This is a genomic window from Streptomyces sp. DF42 (assembly GCF_058267695.1).
Genome location: NZ_CM177859.1, coordinates 6,405,914 through 6,425,974 on the forward strand (window position 1 = coordinate 6,405,914; position 20,061 = coordinate 6,425,974).

General features: G+C 66.0%; 16 protein-coding genes, 2 tRNA genes and 3 pseudogenes. 14 read left to right on the forward strand and 7 right to left on the reverse strand.

The window, feature by feature from the left end; translation table 11 throughout:
- Positions 1 to 66 precede the first annotated feature (66 nt).
- The 4 genes from ACYUED_RS29515 (at position 67) to ACYUED_RS29530 (ending at position 3,235) form a co-directional block, all read left to right on the forward strand.
- On the forward strand, positions 67 to 1,179 hold the full coding sequence (locus tag ACYUED_RS29515) for an SDR family oxidoreductase (RefSeq protein WP_266684616.1): 1,113 nt from the start codon (positions 67 to 69) through the stop codon (positions 1,177 to 1,179).
- 142 nt (positions 1,180 to 1,321) lie between these two features.
- Positions 1,322 to 1,780 carry a molybdenum cofactor biosynthesis protein MoaE gene (locus ACYUED_RS29520; protein ID WP_266521243.1) on the forward strand — a complete coding sequence of 153 codons (459 nt, stop codon included), beginning with the start codon at positions 1,322 to 1,324 and terminating at the stop codon, positions 1,778 to 1,780.
- Between the two features lie 139 nt (positions 1,781 to 1,919).
- A complete protein-coding gene (locus ACYUED_RS29525; protein WP_491286825.1) occupies positions 1,920 to 2,084 on the forward strand; it encodes a hypothetical protein in 165 nt (54 codons plus the stop codon).
- A 56-nt stretch (positions 2,085 to 2,140) separates the two neighbouring features.
- On the forward strand, positions 2,141 to 3,235 hold the full coding sequence (locus ACYUED_RS29530) for a YlbL family protein (protein WP_491286827.1): 1,095 nt from the start codon (positions 2,141 to 2,143) through the stop codon (positions 3,233 to 3,235).
- Positions 3,236 to 3,263: 28 nt separating this feature from the next.
- On the opposite strand, the gene ACYUED_RS29535 is transcribed toward ACYUED_RS29530, so the two are convergent.
- Positions 3,264 to 3,806, reverse strand: a complete 543-nt coding sequence (locus tag ACYUED_RS29535) for a PPA1309 family protein (protein ID WP_491286829.1) — start codon at positions 3,804 to 3,806, stop codon at positions 3,264 to 3,266.
- Between the two features lie 142 nt (positions 3,807 to 3,948).
- Between ACYUED_RS29535 and ACYUED_RS29540 the strand changes: the two genes are divergently transcribed.
- The 4 genes from ACYUED_RS29540 to ACYUED_RS29555 all read left to right on the forward strand — a co-directional run bounded on the left by ACYUED_RS29540 (position 3,949) and on the right by ACYUED_RS29555 (position 9,215).
- On the forward strand, positions 3,949 to 6,936 hold the full coding sequence (locus ACYUED_RS29540) for a UPF0182 family membrane protein (protein ID WP_491286831.1): 2,988 nt from the start codon (positions 3,949 to 3,951) through the stop codon (positions 6,934 to 6,936).
- A gap of 41 nt (positions 6,937 to 6,977) precedes the next feature.
- Positions 6,978 to 7,051, forward strand: a tRNA-Met gene (locus ACYUED_RS29545).
- Positions 7,052 to 7,255: 204 nt separating this feature from the next.
- Complete coding sequence (locus ACYUED_RS29550; protein WP_491286833.1) at positions 7,256 to 9,076, forward strand: tetratricopeptide repeat protein; 1,821 nt, start codon at positions 7,256 to 7,258, stop codon at positions 9,074 to 9,076.
- 65 nt (positions 9,077 to 9,141) lie between these two features.
- Positions 9,142 to 9,215, forward strand: a tRNA-Met gene (locus ACYUED_RS29555).
- A gap of 146 nt (positions 9,216 to 9,361) precedes the next feature.
- Here the strand turns inward: ACYUED_RS29555 and ACYUED_RS29560 are convergent.
- The gene (locus ACYUED_RS29560) at positions 9,362 to 9,778 is read right to left on the reverse strand and encodes a Fur family transcriptional regulator (RefSeq protein WP_266521256.1); all 417 of its coding nucleotides are present in this window, start codon (positions 9,776 to 9,778) and stop codon (positions 9,362 to 9,364) included.
- 160 nt (positions 9,779 to 9,938) lie between these two features.
- Complete coding sequence (locus tag ACYUED_RS29565) at positions 9,939 to 10,331, reverse strand: CBS domain-containing protein (protein ID WP_491286836.1); 393 nt, start codon at positions 10,329 to 10,331, stop codon at positions 9,939 to 9,941.
- A 731-nt stretch (positions 10,332 to 11,062) separates the two neighbouring features.
- Here ACYUED_RS29565 and ACYUED_RS29570 point away from each other — a divergent pair.
- From ACYUED_RS29570 to ACYUED_RS29580, 3 genes are all read left to right on the forward strand, one after another.
- Complete coding sequence (locus tag ACYUED_RS29570) at positions 11,063 to 11,323, forward strand: DUF6082 family protein (RefSeq protein ID WP_491294488.1); 261 nt, start codon at positions 11,063 to 11,065, stop codon at positions 11,321 to 11,323.
- Positions 11,324 to 11,947: 624 nt separating this feature from the next.
- Entirely contained in the window at positions 11,948 to 13,186 is a 1,239-nt protein-coding gene (locus ACYUED_RS29575; RefSeq protein ID WP_491286838.1) for an IS256 family transposase, read from the forward strand.
- A gap of 424 nt (positions 13,187 to 13,610) precedes the next feature.
- Complete coding sequence (locus tag ACYUED_RS29580; RefSeq protein ID WP_491286840.1) at positions 13,611 to 14,216, forward strand: hypothetical protein; 606 nt, start codon at positions 13,611 to 13,613, stop codon at positions 14,214 to 14,216.
- 262 nt (positions 14,217 to 14,478) lie between these two features.
- Here ACYUED_RS29580 and ACYUED_RS29585 read toward each other — a convergent pair.
- Together ACYUED_RS29585 and ACYUED_RS29590 are read right to left on the reverse strand one after the other, a co-directional pair.
- Positions 14,479 to 14,910, reverse strand: a pseudogene (locus ACYUED_RS29585) (ISAs1 family transposase); the annotation flags it as partial.
- On the reverse strand, positions 14,829 to 15,296 hold the full coding sequence (locus ACYUED_RS29590; RefSeq protein ID WP_491286842.1) for a hypothetical protein: 468 nt from the start codon (positions 15,294 to 15,296) through the stop codon (positions 14,829 to 14,831). The pseudogene ACYUED_RS29585 and the gene ACYUED_RS29590, both read right to left, overlap by 82 nt.
- 106 nt (positions 15,297 to 15,402) lie before the next feature.
- Here ACYUED_RS29590 and ACYUED_RS29595 point away from each other — a divergent pair.
- Positions 15,403 to 16,152 (forward strand): annotated as a pseudogene (locus ACYUED_RS29595) (transposase).
- A 44-nt stretch (positions 16,153 to 16,196) separates the two neighbouring features.
- Here ACYUED_RS29595 and ACYUED_RS29600 read toward each other — a convergent pair.
- Positions 16,197 to 16,280: pseudogene (locus tag ACYUED_RS29600) on the reverse strand (transposase family protein); the annotation flags it as partial.
- Between ACYUED_RS29600 and ACYUED_RS29605 the strand changes: the two are divergent.
- Positions 16,245 to 16,373: a hypothetical protein gene (locus ACYUED_RS29605; protein ID WP_491294840.1), complete on the forward strand. Its 129-nt coding sequence runs from the start codon at positions 16,245 to 16,247 to the stop codon at positions 16,371 to 16,373. The pseudogene ACYUED_RS29600 and the gene ACYUED_RS29605 overlap by 36 nt on opposite strands.
- 457 nt (positions 16,374 to 16,830) lie before the next feature.
- Here the strand turns inward: ACYUED_RS29605 and ACYUED_RS29610 are convergent, their stop codons facing one another.
- Positions 16,831 to 18,219 (reverse strand): hypothetical protein, encoded by a 1,389-nt coding sequence (locus ACYUED_RS29610; protein ID WP_491286844.1) that lies wholly within the window; start codon positions 18,217 to 18,219, stop codon positions 16,831 to 16,833.
- A gap of 848 nt (positions 18,220 to 19,067) precedes the next feature.
- Between ACYUED_RS29610 and ACYUED_RS29615 the strand changes: the two genes are divergently transcribed.
- A complete protein-coding gene (locus ACYUED_RS29615; protein WP_491286846.1) occupies positions 19,068 to 20,054 on the forward strand; it encodes a tyrosine-type recombinase/integrase in 987 nt (328 codons plus the stop codon).
- Positions 20,055 to 20,061 lie beyond the last annotated feature (7 nt).

A 20,061-nucleotide genomic window follows, 5' to 3' on the forward strand; every position in this document is an offset into this window, starting at 1 on the left:
ATGGATGCCACCTGGTACGGACGCGTCACTCGCGTTCTTACAGAAGACAACCGCTGGAGACGCCCGGTGAGTTCCCCAGATCCGCAGGTTCGCGCAGCGCGAAACGAGTCAACCCATTCCGCCACCCGCGGACCCGTCGTCGCGGTCACCGGCGCCGCGTCCGGCATCGGCGCCCTGCTCACCGAGCGGCTCGCCGCCTCGGACGAGATCAAGCAGGTCGTCGCCATCGACGAACGGCGCGGCGAGTGCGCGGCGGCACAGTGGCACATCCTGGACGTACGGGATCCGGCCATCGCGGACAAACTGCGGGGCGCGGACGTCGTGGTGCACCTGGCGCTCGATCTCGACCTGGAGACCGACGCCGCCGCCCGAACGGCCTACAACGTACGAGGGACGCAGACCGTGCTGACGGCTGCCGCCGCGGCCGGGATCCACCGGGTCGTGCTGTGCACCTCCGCGATGGTGTACGGGGCGCTGCCCGACAACGAACTGCCGCTGTCCGAGGACGCCGAGCTGCGGGCCACGGCCGAGGCCACCGGAGTCGGGGACCTGCTGGAGATCGAGCGGCTCGCCCGGCGCGCCCCGCGGGCCCACCCGGGACTCAACGTCACCGTCGTACGGCCCGCCGTGCTGATCGGAGGCACGGACACCGCACTGACCAGGTACTTCGAGTCGCCCCGGCTGCTTGTCGTCGCCGGGTCACGGCCCGCCTGGCAGTTCTGCCATGTCGAAGATCTGTGCAGCGCACTGGAGTACGCCGTCCTGGAGAAGGTCGACGGCGAACTCGCGGTGGGCTGCGACGGATGGCTGGAGCAGGAGGAGGTCGAGGAGCTCAGCGGGATCCGGCGGATGGAACTGCCGTCGGCGGTGGCCCTCGGTGCGGCGGCCCGGCTGCACCGGATCGGGCTGACACCGTCCCCGGCCGGAGACCTGGCGTACACGATGTACCCGTGGGTGGTGAGCGGAAGCCGGCTGCACGACGCCGGGTGGCGGCCGCAGTGGACCAACGAGGAAGTGCTCGCGGAACTCCTGGAGGAGGTCTCCGGCAGGCACACGGTCGCCGGGCGGCGACTGGGCCGCAAGGACGCGACGGCCGCCGGGGCCGCAGGTGCGACGGTGGCCCTGCTCGGTGCCGCTGCCGTGGTGCGGCGGGCACGCAAGGCCCGGCGCCGGATCTGACGCCGAGCCCTGCACGGGGCCTGCGGGCGAGCCCTGGACGGCGGCCCGCGGCGAGCCCTGTAGGAGACTCCAAGCACCCACGCGCGCGTGCCGGGCGAAACGTCTATTCCGTGCCGTCAGTGGCGTGCGGCACGATGGAGGCATGGCACCCACCAACGACCACCCCGGCGAGCAGGCCGCACAGGACCCCGTCAAGCTGATCGCCATCCGAGAGACCGCGCTCTCCCTGGACGAGGTCTTCAGGGCCGTCGGCGACGACGCCGCCGGAGGGACCGCGCTCTTCGTGGGGACCGTGCGCAACCACGACTCAGGCGCCGACGTCGACCAGCTCGGCTATTCGTGCCACCCCAGTGCCGAGGCCGAGATGCGGCGGATCGCCGAGAAGGTCGTCGCCGACCATCCGGTGCGGGCCCTGGCCGCCGTACACCGCGTCGGTGACCTCCAGGTCGGTGACCTCGCCGTCGTCGTCGCCGTGTCGTGCCCGCACCGCGGCGAGGCCTTCGAGGCCTGCCGGAAGCTGATCGACGACCTCAAGCACGAAGTGCCGATCTGGAAGCACCAGACGTTCTCGGACGGCACCGACGAATGGGTCGGCGCGTAGCGCCGTCGGTGAGGGGCTGAACCCTTGTGCCGTACTGGAGTTGCGTAACCGCACCCCTGCCATGAGCGTTGTCAGTGCAGATGGTTAATCTGCTGACCAGTCAGTTGTTGCGGTCGCTCACCGGGGTCGGGAGGTCGGCATGGGGGCACTCCTGTGGTTGTTGATTCCGCTCGTCGCGGCGATAGGCGCCGGCCTGTGGGGCAGTTGGGCCAACCGGACCCGGAAGATGCGCAGCGACGGACCCGAGCTCACCGGGTACGCCCGGTTCTGTGAGGCCATGGAGAAGTCCGACTCCGGTACATGACAAGACAGAGGCGGGGCTGACGGTGCGCTGACAGGACCGTCCCGTACTGTCTTGGCATGCCACGCCGCACCGCGACGATGCTCGCCTCCACCCTGATGCTGATCGCGCTCCTGTGCGCGGGAGTATTCATCCCCGTGCCGTACTCGGAGATGTCCCCGGGACCGACGGTGAACACGCTCGGGGACCACGACGGCGAGCCGGTGCTGCAGATCTCCGGACGCAAGACCTACGCGACCAGCGGCCACCTGAACATGACGACCGTGCGGGTCACCAGCGCCGACTACCGGATGAACCTCGTCGAGGCCGTCTACGGCTGGCTCGCCCACGACGGCAAGGTCGTCCCGCACGACACGCTCTACCCGGACGGCAAGACCGAGGAGCAGTCGACCCAGGAGAACGCCGAGGAGTTCAGCCAGTCCCAGGAGAGCGCCAAGGTCGCCGCCCTGAAGGAACTCGACATCCCGGTGAAGAGCTTCGTGATCGTCTCGACGGTGGTCAAGGGCTCCCCGGCCCAGGGCAGACTGCACGCCGGTGACGTGATCAAGGCCGTCGACGGCACGGCCGTGAAGCAGCCGACCGACGTCGCCAAGCTCGTGACCAAGCACAAGTCCGGCCAGAACGTCGTCTTCACGATCGTGCCCGCCAAGGACCAGGCCGCCGCCGAGAAGAAGAACACGACGGCGACCAGGACCCGGAACATCACGATCAAGACCGCCACCTCCGACGACCGCGGCGAGAAGCGCGCCATCGTCGGCATCTCCGCCGGGACGGACCACACGTTCCCGTTCGCCATCGACATCAAGCTCGCCGACGTCGGCGGACCGAGCGCCGGACTGATGTTCTCGCTCGGCCTCTACGACAAGCTCACACCGGGCAACCTGACCGGCGGCAGGTTCGTGGCAGGCACCGGGACGATCGACGACGACGGCAAGGTCGGCCCGATCGGCGGCATCGAGATGAAGACGGTGGGCGCGCGCAGCAAGGGCGCCCAGTACTTCCTGACGCCGGCCGACAACTGCGCGGCCGCCGCCAAGGACACCCCCGACGGGCTCACCCTGGTCAAGGTGAACACCATCGGCGACGCCCTCGGCGCGCTCAAGGACATCCGCACCGACAAGACGTCCGACCTGCCGAAGTGCACGACGAAGTAGCCCGCGCGGCCTGCGCGGGCCCGCCCGCCTACTCCTCGAACGTCGCCGACAGCGCCTCCGCCAGGCCCGGCACCAGGCCGGCGCCCGTGAGGACCTCCGTCGGGGCGTCCTTGTCCCGCAGCCGCAGAGCCGAGTCGCGGGCGCCGTCGCGCAGGACCGCGACCGTCATACGGACCTCCTGACGGCCCGGGTGGTCCGCCACCCACTTCGACAGCGAGGCCTCGTCCAGGCCCTCCGGGACCTGGGCCTCGGCGGACGGCGGCAGCATCAGCCGCTCCACCGTCAGCGCGCAGCCGGCCACCGCGTCGGGCCAGGCGATCGTGGCGAGGAACTCGTCCAGCGGCTTGCCGGCCGGGATCTCGTCCTGCTCGATCGGGGTGAGACCACTGGTCTCGGGCTCGTTCTCCAGGCCGAGCTGGGCCGCGAGGGCTGGTTCCTGGGACCGCAGGCGAGCGGTGTCTACGAGGGCGAAGAGGCGGGCGGGCTGGTCCCAGCCGAGGCCGGAGGCGTACTCGTCGATCTCGAGTACGGCCCGGGTGAGCGGGCTCGCTGCCATGGGAGTGTTGGACATGGTCACAATCCTGCCTCGTTCACAGCCGGAATCGGGAACCGAGTAAACGGTGAGTAAGTTGCATAGGTGTGGGCCCACGATCACGGGGGGCCACGGAAGGTCCACGAACACGCGGGCCTGACGAACCGACAGCGACTTCGAGGTGCGCACCTTGGCTTTCCAGATGCCGGACCGCGGCGGAGGCCCGACGGGGCCACGGATCAGAGTGGGCCGCCCGTCCCGGCGAGTCCGGACCCTGCTCATGACGCTGGGCGTCCTTGCCGTACTCGGCATGGCGTTCACCATGTTCGCGGGCTTCTGGACGGACTGGCTCTGGTACCGCTCTGTGAAGTACTCGTCCGTCTTCACCACCACGCTGTGGACGAAGATCGGACTGTTCTTCGTCTTCGGCCTGCTGATGGCCCTCGCGGTCGGCTTCAACATCTGGCTGGCGCACCGGCTGCGACCGCCGCTGAGCGCCATGTCGATGGAGCAGCAGAGCCTCGACCGCTACCGGATGGGCATCGCTCCCTACAAGACCTGGCTGCTGCTCGGCATCACCGCCCTGGTGGGTCTGATCGCCGGCGCCTCGGCGTCCAGCCAGTGGCGCACCTGGCTGATGTGGGTCAACGGCGTGCCCTTCCACCAGCAGGACCCCCAGTTCCACCTCGACGTCTCCTTCTACGCCTTCGACCTGCCCTGGTACCGCTTCCTGCTCGGCTTCGGCTTCGCCGCCGCGATCCTGTCCCTGATCGCCGCCGCGCTCACGCACTACCTGTACGGCGGCCTCAGGGTCACCTCCCCGGGCGCGCGTGCCACGGCCGCCGCGACGGGCCATCTGTCGGTGCTGCTCGGCGTCTTCGTCGCCCTGAAGGCGATCGCGTACTGGCTCGACCGGTACGGCCTCGCGGTGAAGTCCAGCGACTTCAAGGCGACGGACGACTGGACCGGCCTCAGGTACGTCGACGCGAACGCCTACCTCCCCGCGAAGACGATCCTGTTCTGCATCGCCGTCATCTGCGCGCTGCTGTTCTTCGCCACCCTGTGGCGGCGCACCTGGCAGCTGCCCGTGATCGGCTTCGGCCTGATGGTGCTCTCGGCGATCCTGATCGGCGGGCTCTACCCGGCGATCGTCCAGAAGTTCCAGGTCCAGCCCAACGAGCAGGCCAAGGAAGCGCCGTACGTCCAGAAGAACCTCAAGGCGACGCGCGAGGCCTACGGCATCGACGACACCAAGGTCAGCGACTACTCGGGGACGGGCACCGGCAAGGACAACAGCAAGCTGCGCAACGACGTCGGTTCCACGGCGAGCATCCGCATCCTCGACCCGAACATCGTCTCGCCCACGTTCCAGCAGCTGCAGCAGATCAGGAACTACTACGCGTTCCCGACCAACCTGGACGTCGACCGGTACAGCAAGGACGGCAAGAACGCCGGGGATCAAGACACGGTCATCGGTCTGCGCGAGCTGAACCTGAACGGCATCCCGAAGAACAACTGGATCAACGACCACTTCCGCTACACCCACGGCTACGGCGTGGTCGCCGCCAAGGGCACCGCGGCCGACCCCAACGGCCAGCCCGTCTTCACCGAGTCCGACCTGCCCTCCAAGGGAAACCTCGGAAGGTACGAACAGCAGGTCTACTACGGCGAGAAGACCACCACCTACTCGATCGTCGGCGGTCCCCAGAAGGAGATCGACTACTCCGACGACAGCGGTGAGAAGACCACCAGCTACCAGGGCGAGAGCGGCGTCAACCTCGCCAACCCGATCAACCGGGCCGCGTACGCGGTGGCGTTCAACGAGCCGCAGATCCTCTACTCCGGTGCGATCGGCGAGGGTTCGCGCATCCTGTACAACCGCACTCCCAAGGAGCGCGTCGAAGCCGTGGCTCCCTGGCTGACCATCGACGGCGACGCGTACCCGGCGGTGGTCAACCACCGCATCCAGTGGATCGTGGACGCGTACACGACGACCAACGGCTATCCGTACGCCTCCCGTACGACCCTGGGGGACACGACGGCCGACTCGCTCACCGCGACCAACAACTCGCGTGCGGTGGTGGCCCAGCAGAACCAGGTCAACTACATCCGCAACTCGGTGAAGGCGACAGTCGACGCGTACACCGGTCAGGTCAAGCTCTACCAGTGGGACACCAAGGACCCGGTCCTGAAGACCTGGATGAAGGCGTTCCCGGGCACGGTCAAGCCCAGGGCCGCCATCTCGCAGTCCCTGATGGACCATCTGCGCTACCCGCAGGACCTGTTCAAGGTCCAGCGCGAGCTGCTGACCCGCTACCACGTCACCAACGCGCAGACCTTCCTCAGCGGCAGCGAGGTGTGGCAGGTCCCCGACGACCCGACCAACAAGTCGGGCAACGCGGTACCTCCGTACTACCTGAGCATGAAGATGCCCGACCAGTCGGCGCAGGCGTTCTCACTGACGACGACGTTCACGCCCAACGGCCGGGACAACCTCAGTGCGTTCATGACGGTCGACGCCGAGGCGGGCACCGGCGACTACGGCAAGATCAGAATCCTGAAACTGCCGACCAGTACGACGGTCGACGGACCCAAACAGGTGCAGAGCCAGTTCAACTCCGAACAGGACATCGCCGAGTCGATCAAGCTGCTGAAGGGCGGCGACTCCGACATCGAGTACGGCAACCTGCTGACCGTGCCACTCGACGGAGGACTGCTGTACGTGGAGCCGGTCTACGTACGCGGTGGTGGACTCAAGTACCCGCTGCTGCGGAAGGTGTTGGTCAGCTACGGCGACAAGACCGCCTTCGAGAACACCCTCGACGAGGCCCTCAACAAGGTCTTCGGAGCCGAGAGTTCGACCACGCCACCGCCGGACCAGGGGACGACCGAGCCACCGACGTCCAGCAACCCGACGGTCCAAGCGGCGCTGAACGACGCCCAGAAGGCCTTCGACGCCGGCCAGGAAGCCCTCAAGAAGAACGACTGGCAGGCGTACGGCGAGGCGCAGAAGGACCTCGAGGACGCGCTCAAGCGGGCCGAGGACGCGCAGGCCAAGGCCGACAAGACCGGCGGAACCGGTGGAAACAGGAGCAGCAGCCCGAGCCCGAGCGGCAGCCCCCGTCCGAGCGGTAGTCCGAGCCCGAGCAGCTCCTCCGGCAGCGGCTGATCAAGGAACCCCCGCGTCGTGGTACGGTTGGCACACAACGACGCGGGGTGGAGCAGCTCGGTAGCTCGCTGGGCTCATAACCCAGAGGTCGCAGGTTCAAATCCTGTCCCCGCTACGGAAGTCGAAGGCCCGGATCCATCAGGATCCGGGCCTTCGTGATGTGCGAACGGATGTGCCGATCCGGGGGATGGTCGCGCCACCACGGGGAGTTGAGGGAACTGTGTTTGACTTGTCTCTCTGTGGGCATGTCGACAAAACGCTGAATTGACCTCACTGGCTGCGGTATACCAGGTGTACCCAGGTTGCAGGTGGTGCGACGATGGACGTTATGGGGGACAAGGCAACTCTGTTCGAGACAGGGCGATTTGTGCAGCCTTCCGAACCCGCCGAAGTGGGGGAGGTGGCTGAGGAGGCCGTCGAGGAAGTTCGTCAGCGGCTCGCGGCCGAGGCCGGCGATGTCGAGGCGATGAGCGTCCTCGGGGCCATGCTGCTGCGCCGCGGTGATCTCGACGGAGCCGAGCCCCATCTGCGTGCCGCCACCGCCGCGGGTGACCGCGCCGCCGCGAACAATCTCGGGGTTCTTCTTCACCAGCGCGGATACGCCGACGAGGCCGCCAGCTGGTGGCGGATCGCCGCCGTCGCCGGCTCCGCGGCGGCTGCGCACGCCCTGGGCCGGCACCACCGCGAACGCGGGGACGAGCCCGCCGCCGAGTACTGGCTGCGCCAGTCCGCCGAACAGGGACACGCCCTGGGCGCCTACGCGCTCGCCGATCTGCTGGAGCACCGCGGGGACGCCGGCGCCGGGGACTGGATGCGGGCCGCGGCGGAGCGCGGGCACCGGGAGGCGTCGTACCGGCTGGCGCGCGCGCTTGATCGCAAGGCCGTGGGCGAGGGCGAGAGTGGGTCTGACAACGGTGTCGCCCTGCTGGCCGAGGCCGAGCAGTTCTACCGGCAGGCCGCCGCGCGCGGGCACCGCCGCGCCGCGCTGCACCTCGGGGCGATCCTCGAGAAGCGCGGTGAGCTCAAGGAGGCCGGGCGCTGGTATCTGACGTCCGCGAAGGACGGCGAGGCGCGGGCCGCCTGCGCGCTCGGCTTCCTGCTGCGGGACGCCGGGGACACCGAGAGCGCCGCCGTGTGGTGGCTCAGGGCCGCGCAGGACGGCGACGGCAACGCCGCAAACGCGCTGGGCGCGCTGCACGCCGAGCGCGGGCAGACCCAGACCGCCGAGCGCTGGTACCGGGCGGCCATGGACGCCGGGGACGACAACGGCGCGTACAACCTCGGGCTGCTCTGCGCCGAGCAGGGACGCACCGCACAGGCCGAGCAGTGGTACCGCCGCGCCGCCTACGCCGGCCACCGCGAGGCGGCGAACGCGCTGGCGATCCTGCTGCTGCAGGGGGGCGACACGGCGGGCGCCGAGCCGTGGTTCTCCAAGGCCGCCGAGGCAGGGAGTGTGGACGCCGCGTTCAACCTGGGCATCCTGCACGCCGGGCGCGGCACCGAGGAGGACGCGGGCGTCGCGCTGCGATGGTACGAGCGTGCCGCGGCCGCCGGGCACACCGAGGCGGCGCTGCAGGTCGGCATGGCCCGGCTGCGGGACGGCGACGAGCAGGCGGCCGAGCGGCATCTGCGGTGCGCGGCGGGCGGGGGCAGCGCGGAGGCCGCGTACCGGCTGGCGACCGTGCTGGACGCCCGGCGGCCGCCCGCGCCCGCACACGAGCTGGGGGAGCCCGCGCACGAGAAGACCGAGTGCGAGGAGTGGTACGAGCGCGCGGCGTCCCAGGGGCACCGGCGGGCGCAGGTGCGGGTCGGCATGATGGCCGCGGCCCGCGGCGACGTGGTGGAGGCGGCCCGGTGGTACCGCGCGGCCGCTGAGGCCGGCTCCCGCAACGGCGCCTTCAACCTGGGCCTGCTGCTGGCCAGGGAGGGCAGCGAGCCCGAGGCGGCGGTGTGGTGGACCCGGGCCGCCGACGCGGGCCACGGACGGGCCGCGCTCCGGCTGGCCCTGGTCTACGCGCGTCAGGGCGAACTCGCGGAGGGGCAGCGTTGGGCGGACCGGGCGGTGAGGCTGGGGCCGGCGGCGGTGTCCGAGCGGGCGGCCCGGCTGCGGGACGCGCTGCGGGAGGAGTTGTCGGCGTGACGCAGGGGGCTGCCGTAAGCGATTTGCGTTTGTCGTCTCCGCTGACGTAATGTTGGATTCATCGCCGCGGGGTGGAGCAGCTCGGTAGCTCGCTGGGCTCATAACCCAGAGGTCGCAGGTTCAAATCCTGTCCCCGCTACTGAAGACCGAGGGCCGGAATCCAGAAATGGATTCCGGCCCTCGGTGTTTCCGCGTTCACGGGAAGTGGCCGGCCGCAGAGGAAGCCTGTGTGCAGCACAAAGCCCCGGCATCCTCAAGGAAATGCCGGGGCTCTGGTGCAGGCCGCTAGGCCGCCGCGCAGTTCGGGCAGATGCCGCGGTACGTCACCTCGACGTCCGAGACGGTGAAACCGAAGCGCTCCGTGTCGGGGAGGTCGGCGAGCGGGTTGCCGCTCGGGTGGACGTCGCGGATCGCGCCGCACTGGGCGCAGACCAGGTGATGGTGCGGCCGGTGTGCGTTCGGGTCGTACCGCTTGGCGCGCTTGTCCGTGGAGACCTCGAGCACCTCGCCGAGGGAGACCAGCTCGCCCAAGGTGTTGTAGACGGTCGCCCGGGAGATCTCGGGCAGCTTGGCGACCGCCCGGGAGTGGACCTCGTCGGCCGTCAGGTGGACGTGCTCGCCGTCGAGAACCTCGGCCACGACGCGCCGCTGCGCGGTCATCCGCCATCCGCGTCCGCGCAGCCGTTGAAGAAGGTCGCTCATGAAGCCCAGCTTAACAGCAGGCGGACCATTTTCCGAACAGGTGTGAATTTGGATCTAATCTCAACTTGGATTAAATCCAAAGCCGAGGACCCGGTCTCCCGGAGAACCGGTCTCCCGGTCTTCCGATCTCCCGGTTTCCGGGTTCCCGGCCCCTGCGTGCTCAGGCGGGCACGTGCTGTTGTGCGGGTGCCCAGCAGCGGATGATGTCGCGGACCGAGACGATGCCTGCGGGCTCGCCGCGGTCGAGGACGATGAGGTGGCGGAATCCGCCGTGGGCCATGGCGCGGGCCGCCTCCTCCAGCGTCCAGGACGGGGCGGCGAAGACGACGTCGTTGGTGGTGTGGTCGTGGGCGCGCTCCGTGTCGGGGCTCTGGCCGAGGCCGACGGAGTTCAGGATGTCGCGTTCGGTGAGGATGCCGATGCCGCCGGCGTCGGGGTCGAGGACCACGGCCGCGCCGACGCGGCGGGCGGACATCAGGGCGGCTGCCTGACGGAGGGTGTGGGCGGGGCCGATGGTGAGGACCACCGTGCTCATGGCGTCGCGGACGAGCATGGACTGGAGCCACCTCCTAGGGAATTCCCGGTGGCCGACGGATCGAGGTCCGTTAGTTCAGGAATTCACAAGTTCACAAGTGGGGGGCTCTCAGGGTCGCAGGTAAAGCGCGGGTCAACAAGAGGGCGCGTGCAGCCAGTTCAGGGCGTGCGGGCTCACCTCGTGCTTCTCAGTAGCGCTCGTATGGTCGTTGTTGGTCATCGTCGGCCATCCTCGGACGGCCCGTGGACGGCCCCAGTGTGGGTGCCGAAGATCGGCCTCTCCGGCCGGTCGAGTGAGGCGCGCCAGGCGATTCAGGGGGCTGCTAGGGGCGAGCGCCCCCGACGGTGACGGCGCCACGACGGGTTGAGAGCGTTCCGCCGCACGAACTCCAACTGCCGCTGTCCTGCGAATTTTCGCATTGCGAGCGCCATGGGGCGCCGATCCTGGCCCGGAGAGGCTTCGGAGTACTGACGAGTCTCAGCCGACGCAAGTCAGCATTGGTGGCCAACCGATCGGCATTCGTGCGCCTCCTGCACCCCCAGCGCAGAGGTCATGTCCATACAAGAGTGCCCCGGTGTAGTCGAGCGAAGGTCGGCGCTCTTGTTCCTGACCCTCCGCGTGGCCAGCATGGGTTGCAGACTCGAGTCAGCGGAGGGGTCATGGGTCTCGGCTTGAGATTTTCCTGTCGCCTGGTAGCTGTCGTTGCGATATCGGCAGCTTCGCTGGCAGTAATCCTCGCTACACCGTTCATGCTGCTCAGTGACATCGGTCAGGCCTACAGCGCGGCATCCGTACTGCTGTCCGGCATCGCCCTAGCCGGTGTTGCGATCTCGCTTGTGTATCAAGCGCAACAGACAAGGATCATTAGGGACGAACGTGATAGAGCTACACATCGAGAAATGATCTATCTGGCTATGGAAGACCCGGCTCTAGCTGCATGTTGGGAGCCGCCAGATATGCCGATGGCATTCGAGCGATATCGGCAGGTTGCATTGGAGTCACGGACGTAACAGGTGGATCCACACCACGATAGGCGGTCGGCGAAAAAGAGCTGCAGAGTTTGCCGAGATCGTGGAGGAGAGGTATCAAGCCGCGATCAATACAGGGCCTGCAGTGGCGGCGAACGGCTACTTCGATCCGAACGGCCCTCGACGCATGAGCCCAACAAATCTCGGTGATTGAAGTTAAATCCCCAGGAGGGGAGAGCGATACGATCCGATCAACTTCGTTTACCCCTCCAAGCGTGGCTGACCTCTTTATCCCGGAGCAACTTGGGTGAGCGTCTCACCTTGGGCCGCTGAGTCTCTCGCCTGCTCCGATGGCCTGCATGCGTCCGCGCTTGTCCGCCATTGTCTGTCGGCGTTGTCACGCAGTTAGACACTCATCTGCTGCTGCTCCGGTGCGCGGGATCAGCGTGCGTCCACCAGTTCTCCGGGTGCAGGCAAAACCCTTCCAGTGTGGCAGATCAACTCGGGGAGCCCAGGCCAGAGCGGGTGGGAGGGTTGCGTCCAGGGAAGTGGTGTACGGGTTCGACCTGATCCGGGGTTTGCTCCGGCATCGGGATGGTGCCCGCATAGATGAACGGCCACCGGCTGATCTTCCGAGGTGTCGAAGCCTCGAAGGAGATCAGCACGATGACCGCACCAGACAGTCTGCCCCTGCACGCCCTCGCGGAAGACAACCTCGCCGCGGCGAGTCCCGATCTACTGCGCGCGTTGGTCAAGACGTTCGCCGACGCACTCATGTCCGCGGAGGCGGATACTCTCTGCAACGCCGAATACGGGCAGGTCAACGACGAACGCGTCAACCACCGCAACGGATATCGCCCGCGCGAGTGGGACACCCGCGCCGGCACCGTCGAGCTGTCCACCCCCAAGCTGAGGCAGGGCAGTTACTTCCCGCACTGGCTCCTCGAACGGCGCCGCCGGGCCGAACAGGCCCTCATCTCGGTGGTCGCCACCGCCTACCTGCTCGGTGTCAGTACGCGCCGGGTCGAGAAGCTCGCCGAGTCCCTGGGCGTCACCCAGCTGTCGGAGTCCCAGGTGAGCGCGATGGCCAAGCACCTGGACGAGCAGGTCGCCGCGTTCCGCAACCGGCCCCTGGACCAAGGCCCTTACGCATTCGTCTGGGTGGATGCCCTGACCCAGAAGGTCCGTGAGGGCGGCCGCATCATCAACGTCCACGTGCTGATCGCGGTCGGCGTGAATGCCGACGGCCACCGCGAGATCCTCGGCCTCGACGTCGCGACCGCCGAGCACGGCGCCGGCTGGCTCGCCTTCCTGCGCTCGCTCGTCGCCCGCGGCCTGTCCGGCGTCCAGCTCGTCATCTCCGACGCTCACACCGGCCTGGTGAACGCGATCGGCGCGGTTCTGCCCGGAGCCTCCTGGCAGCGATGCCGCACGCATTACGCCCGAAATTTGCTGAGTCAGGTTCCGAAGTCTGCCCAGCCGTGGGTGGCCACGCTGCTGCGGACGGTCTTCGAACAGCCCGACACCGACGCCGTGATGGCCCAGATGCGGCACGTGCTGGACGCTTTGGAAACCAAGTTCCCCAAGGCCGCAGCCCACTTGGACACCGCTCAGCACGAGCTGCTGGCCTTCACCGCGTTCCCGCGCGAGGTCTGGCGGCAGATCTGGTCGAACAATCCGCAGGAGCGGCTGAACAAGGAGATCCGTCGCCGCACCGACGTGGTCGGTATCTTCCCCGACCGCACCGCCGTCATCAGGCTGGTCGGCGCGGTGCTGGCCGAGCAGAACGACGAATGGACCGAGGCCCGCCGCTACATGGGACTCGACTTGCTGGCCAAGGCCCGCCTCCACCCGATCGAGTCAGAAACCGGCGAGACAGCCCTGCCCACCGAACTCACCGCATAGCGTCAAAACGAGATCACCGAGTGGCCGTCGATACACCACTCCCGCGGACGTGACCCGTGGGAGTGGTCACCTGTGGGTGTCGACTGTCGGCGTTGGTTGGCTTCGGACGGCCCAGGGACGGCCCAGGACTCAGTCAGCAGCCATCGGCCGACCGTGCCCAGGTAGCGGCGCCATCGCCCGTCACTCCAGGTGCACGCGAGTGACCGCGAGCTGTTCCTTGTAAGGCCATGTGAAGGTGCGGTCAGGTTCGAGGTGGGTGCCTCCCACAGCCCAACCTGGTGGAAGCTCCCAGATCCTCAAACGCTTCGTGCAGCCAGATACACCCATTCGGCGCAACAAATGCGGTGGCGGCGTCACGCCTGCTGATTTAGTAAGAATGGAACGAGACGATCATTGCTGGGGCATGCGATTCCAGGGAGAGGCTATGGAAACGAAAGACTGGGTGATGGCTGGAATAGGCGCAGCCGGAATTCTGGCAACACTCGGACTGGGCATCTCTAATAGAGTCGACCAGGATAACGCACAGAAAAATCAAGAAGCCGCAGCAGTCAAACAAGAAAAGCTGCAGAATCAGCAAACAGAAAACTCCAAAAAACTGGAGGAAGCTCAGGTAAAGATTGCCACCCTCGCCGGCTTGGCCACTGCGGCAAGGATCTCATGGTCCGTTGATGATCCCACAACCCCGCATCTGGTGACCATCGAAAACCGCTCCGATGGAGGTTTGGCCAATGGAATGCTCCAACTCCGCCAGACCCGTAGCCCAAGCTCGCAAGTCGAGCAATACATTGAAGTTGGCAACGTATCTCACTGCGAGCGGATTAAATTCACCATTCACGACGGATGGCAGCCCTTGATGAATAGCATCAATAAGGGATTCTTCGTGTTCCGGTTGGATTCCGGTTACTGGTCTCGTCCGTACCCGGCAGGGCTCATACCCCTAGACACTGCTCCACCAGATGTCCGGGAGGTGGCAAAGAACATCGCCCAATGGACGTCGCGTAAGGAAGAAAAAATTGCGGGATGCACGTGAGGTCCTGCCCACCTGTGCATCGACACAGCGACCGAATCAAGTCGACCAGTGAAGGTCGGCGGAGCCAGGGCTTCGGCGTAGTCGGCGGGCGTCCGTTTCGTGATCACTTGAGGCCGAGCAGGGTGAGCGGGCGGTCCGCGTAGCGGGCGTTGCGTCGCAGAGCTGCGGCGATGTTGGTCGCGCCGGCCAGCCGCGGGGCGCCGATGGCGAGGTTGCGCCAGGTGGCCATCGCTCGGGGCGCGTTGCCGGTTCGCAGCTGTGAGGCGTCTTCGGCGAACGTGGTGTCTCTGACGTGGTGCAGGGCTTCGATCTGCCAGTGATCACGGATCAGGGTCGCCAGCTGACCGGGTTTGGCTTGCTCAGCGGTGAGGCTGGTGACGGCGTAAACGGTCTTGACGGTGGTCTTGCCGGTCTTGCGGTCGGTGCGGCGGCGCTTGATCTGGACGGCTTGCCGGGCTCCGGGGAAGAGCAGGCTGTTGACCGTGACCGCCTTGATCCGTCGGATCTCCGGGCGTCCGTGGCCGATGCCCTTCACGCGGCCCTGCAGCGGGATCTCTGTCCACGGAAGGGATCTGAGCTGCTTGCGGAGCTTCTTCTGGTTGCCCTTGACGATCACGATGTAGTGGGCTTCGCGGCCGAGAAGGTAGTCGGCGTGCTCGCGTTGGGTGTGCATGGAGTCGCTGGTGACGACCACCCCGGCCAGGTCTGCAACCCCAGCAACGGCTGGAAGCAGGTGATCTCGTTCGTCTTCTCGCCGACGTCCAGCTGGGCCAGGACCAGGCCGGTGGTGTGGTCCAGGGCTGCGAGCAGGTGGATCTTGCGGCCGTTGGCCCTGGCCGCTCCGCGAAGGCTTTTGCCGTCGACCGCCAGGCCGCGCGGCCGGCCCTGGGTTCGGTTGCGGCGGTCGGCGAGCCAGCGGCCGACCGCCAGGTCCAATGCGTCGGCGTCGATCCGGGCCAGCAGCCGCCGGACCGTCGTTTCCGCAGGCAGGGACCGTTTGGGGAACAGGGGGTCGAGCCGCACGCCGACGTGTCCCAGCACGTGGGGCGGAGCGTCGGTGAGCGTTTTCAGCGTGGCCACCGATCGAGTGACGCCCGGGTCATGCGGTGGGTGTGCGAAACGGACAGGGCTCCCGTGCCGTTGAGAGAGGTGTTCGACGTCTCAACTCAGCAGCACAGGAGCCCTGTTGGTTCCGCACCCTGCCGCACTCGACCTGCCTCACGCTCTGGTCGAGTGGGTCACGATGCTCATCGTCACCCGCGAGGGTGACCTTCGGTGCAAGCTCCCGCCGCACCGGCGTGCGCTCGTCGCACTCGTGTACCTGCGCAGCCACGACACCCTTGCCCGCCTCGCGGCCGGCTTCGGCATATCCGTCGGCACCGCCCACGCATACGTCACCGCTGTCACCGGCCTGCTCGCCGACCGCGCACCCGGCCTGCTGAAGACGCTGCGCGAGCACGAACCAGACTTCGTCCTCCTCGACGGCCCGCTCGCCGAGTGCGACCGGGTCGGCGACAGCCGGGGCGACCACTCCGCCAAGCACCGCCGCCACGGCGTGAACATCCAGGTCGTCACCGATCCCGCCGGGAAAGTGCTGTGGATCTCGCCCGCCTGCCGGGCCGCACCCACGACCTGACCGCCGCCCGCACCCAGCGCATCATCCGGATCTGCGAACGCCAAGGCGTCCCAATCCTCGCCGACCGCGCCTACACCGGCGTCGGCCCCTGGGTCACCACCGGCCTCAAACGCCCGCCCGGCGGTGAGCTCACCCCCACCCAAACGCACCCTCAACCGCGCCCTCGCCCAAGCACGAGCCCCCGTCGAACGCGGCATAGCACGACTGAAGTCCTGGCAGATCTTCCGCAGATCCCGCATCAGCCCCAACCGCATGACCGTCATCGCCAAGGCCGTCCTCACCCTGGAGAGGCAGCGCTGAAAACGCTCAGTGATCCATTCGCCGACCGCCAGCAGCGACGTTGCCCCCGCCAGCACCGCGCAGGCGACCAGGGCAAGGACGCCGACCAGAGCGTGGCGCACTCCACGGGGATCACGCGGATCGGGCACCTGGGCAAGGCGGTCCAGCAGTCCGGGCACTTCTTCCGGCGCGACCTGTGGATGCTCGCGGAGTTGGTCAAGGGCAGGCGGGATCAGCGATGATGCTTCGGCAGGCACGGTCTTCCAGGCAGGTCACGGGGCGTCGAGAACTCCATGATCACGGTCTTCCAGGCAGGTCACGGGGCGTCGAGAACTCCATGATCACGGTCTTCCAGGCAGGTCACGGGGCGTCGAGAACTCCATGATCTTGGAAGCCGTGCCTGTTCCGTTCTCCCTGACCGACCAACCTGGCGGACGGTCATGAACCGGATGCCCGGCGACTACGCCGAGGCCCTGCCGTCACAGCAGACCTGCCTGGAGGAAACCGAGGAGTGCCGAGTCCGACCGCGCGTCCATCCTCCCAGCGCCGATCGCGCCGACTGCGGCCGCGCAGGGCATCGCCTCACGGTCCTTCTCCAGCGTCGAATCCAATGCACCTGGAATTTTCGCGGGTGTAGCCGTTATGGCCCGCTTTCCGGATGGGGGAGCGCCGGTCGCTGCGGCGGATACTCTGCAAAACTCAGTCGACAACCTCGATATCCATTTCCTGGATGCAAATCCCGTCCGGATCATCCGTAGTTGCTCTATATTCTTCGAGCGATTCTGACCCTAATGCGCTAAAAGCATCTTCAATCAAATCTATATAGCCCCTGCGAATTACAGAAGGGCGCATGTCTCCTGGGTTCCGCGGCTCGGGAACGAGCTTCTCGCGAGGCACGTATGTCACCACCTTGGCGTCGGCTGGCTTCCCGGCCCACGTGACCGCGTCGCTGACGTCCACTTCGGTGTAACTCGCCTCTCTTTTGCACAGAAGGGACAGGTCTTTCGCCGAAACACGGAAGACTGCTCCGTTGCAGAAATCTGCCGACTCACCCCTTTTGATCCCGAGCGAGCGAACCCAACCGTTGAATACTGAGCCGTCGGGCATTCGATAAATCCTACTGGAGAGCTGTGCAGTATCCGAAGCAACGTTCCAGGTTCTCCGCCATCCGTACAGGCGCGCAGCAATCGGCCCGTCAAATTGGTGATACTCGTGTCCAACCGTGCGAGCGATGGACTTTTCGCTCACTAGCGATCCGTAGGCAAACATGTACACATCAGAACTCTCCTCAAAGTTTTGCCACCCTTTCCAGCGCTTTGGATCCACAGATTCGTCAACTTCAATTTCGTCTGGATGGCCGATGGAAAGACATTGCCGGGTGCTGTATCGCTGGATACTCGCAAATTCCATTCCAGTTTCGACGACCGTTCCCCTGGCCAGTGCGATGATATCCACGAGGGATTTATCCAAAACCTTTCCCTGAAGGTCTATGACACTCCCTGCATATGTCTGAGCGGCGCTCAAATCCTCGGAGAGCGGTACTCGAACCGTGAACGGGACACCTGGAGTGCTGTACGCCCAGAACCCGCGTTTGACTCGTTTACCCCCAGATAGACACTCCAGTGACCTGTTAATGAGCGATTTAGGTGAAGAGATCGTCTCGTATCTGGCGATTACGTCGATTGATAAATTGACCAGAGTCATCTGCGTTCCGTTGTAAAAACGCAACACCATGACCGCTCCCTCTCCAGGGAAATTAATCAGTGAAATCTTACTCCGCCATTGCAATGGGTCGCGATTGAAGAGCTTGAAGACGAACGAACCCAGCAGTAGAACGGGGATCACTACCCCGGCTAGCGTAGAAGCTCCGGCAAAAACATAGTAACCTACAGACTCGCCGTTCTGAGACAACAACTCCCCGGGGTTCCAAATCGAGGAAAGTGCTAGCCGGAACGCAGTCGAGTACGAAGTTCCATCGGATCCGCATACAGCCAGGCCTAGAGCAAGAATGGCCGAGATCGCTATCGAGGCGGCAATAAAGAACCCGAGGATTGTAGGAAAACTTTTCCTACTCAGCAATAGCGCCATCGGTGTCTTAATTCTTGGATGCATCCGTCCCCCTTGCCGGCAGCGGCTCCTGCCGCTTGTGCAACTTGGCCCCAGGACCGCCTTCGCTTGATTCTGTCCAACCTGTCAAGTACGCAAACGAGGATAAAGTTCACATATTGGACTATCTGTCGAGGCTTGACCGATCCTGACAGGTAGGACGCCCTGAATGCCCAGTCACCTACCGGGAGGCGCGGTCAGCCTCAAGGCGAACGAACATAAAGCCGACAGTCGCAGTACTCGCCCTAACCGTTTTCGACTATTGAAGATACGACTTCGAGCCCTGCATGTTTATTCATCTATCAATTGGAAATAGATCATAAACCGTGCGGTTCGCATTGCGGAAACGCGAATAGCCACGCAAGGAAGGATCGAAAAGAAATGGATTGCCTAAGCGGAAATCCCGTGATAGCGGTCGTTCAATTCCTCCTCGCTGTCGGAATGGCTTTCTTGGGTTTATATTTACTGGTAAAAGGGAAATTTCAGATCGCGTTTATGGTGGTAGGTATGGGGATAGGTTTTATTGCCGCGTTGGGGGTCTACTCTCCAGGTGTTTGCCCCTGATCTCCCATTGCGCGTTGCAGGGTCTGTCGCCAGACGTGCGAGGGCTTTGCCTGGACGGTCGGGATGACCGCTACCACCGGCGGAAGCACGAATCGGTCCCGGTTCGTGCTTCGGCGCACCGGCGATGAGCCGAAGTCCGTGAGCGTGCCGCTGAACCACCCCTACAGGCAGGGCCTCGGCGTAGTCGCCGGGCATCCGGTTCATGACGGTCCGCCAGGTTGGTCGGTTGATCAGCAGCCTGTTCGACGCTCTCGGAGCCATCACCCGTGCAGCAGCACGCTGAGCGGTGGTTGGCTTCACTCACCATGGATCCCGGTACCTTCGTGAGCACCGAGCAGCGCATCCGCCTGCATCTCGTGCCGCACCTGGGTAGTCGCTCGCTCGACTCGCTGAGGCCGATCCACATCCGCGAGTGGCTGTGCAAGCTCCAGGACGGGGGAGTAGCCCCTTCCTATCAGCAGGTGATCTTTGCGAACCTCAGCGCGATGCTGTCGGCGGCCGCCGACGACCGCCTGATCCCGCACAACCCCTGCCGTTCGTCGTCGGTGAAGGCGCCCAAGCCGGAACCTCGTCGGATCGTGCCGTGGCGGCCTGAGCGCGTGCTGTCGGTGCGCTCCGCACTGCCGGAGCGGTACTGGGCCATGGTGGATTTGGCGGGCGGATGCGGCATGCGGCAGGGCGAAGTGCTCGGCCTGGCCGTTGACGACGTGGACCGCGTCGAAGGAGTCGTGCATATCGTCCGGCAGGTCAAGCTCATCGCCGGAAAGCAGGTGTTCGCGTTGCCCAAGGGCGGCAAGACGCGCACAGTCCCATTGCCGGAGAGCGTCGCGCGGTCGCTGGAGGATCACATCGAGCAGCGCCCGCCGGCGGCTGTGACTCTGCCGTGGCGGTCGGTCGACGGCTCTCCGGTCACCGCCTCCCTGTTGTTCTCCAACATCGAAAGGCGCGCGTTGAACCGCGTCGTCTTCAACCGCCTCGCGTGGCGTCCAGCCCTCGACACGGCGGGTATCCCGCGCGGTCGGGAGAACGGGATGCACGCGCTGAGGCACTTCTACGCGTCCGTTCTGCTGGACGCGGGGGAGAACATCAAGGCGCTGTCGGAGTACCTCGGACACCATGACCCCGGCTTCACGCTGCGGACGTACACGCACCTGATGCCGAGCAGCGAGAAGCGGACGAGGGAGGCGGTGAACCGCGCGTTCGAGGACGGCCCGAAGACCGATGACGGCCCCACGACGGCCCAGGGGGTCTGACGCAGGT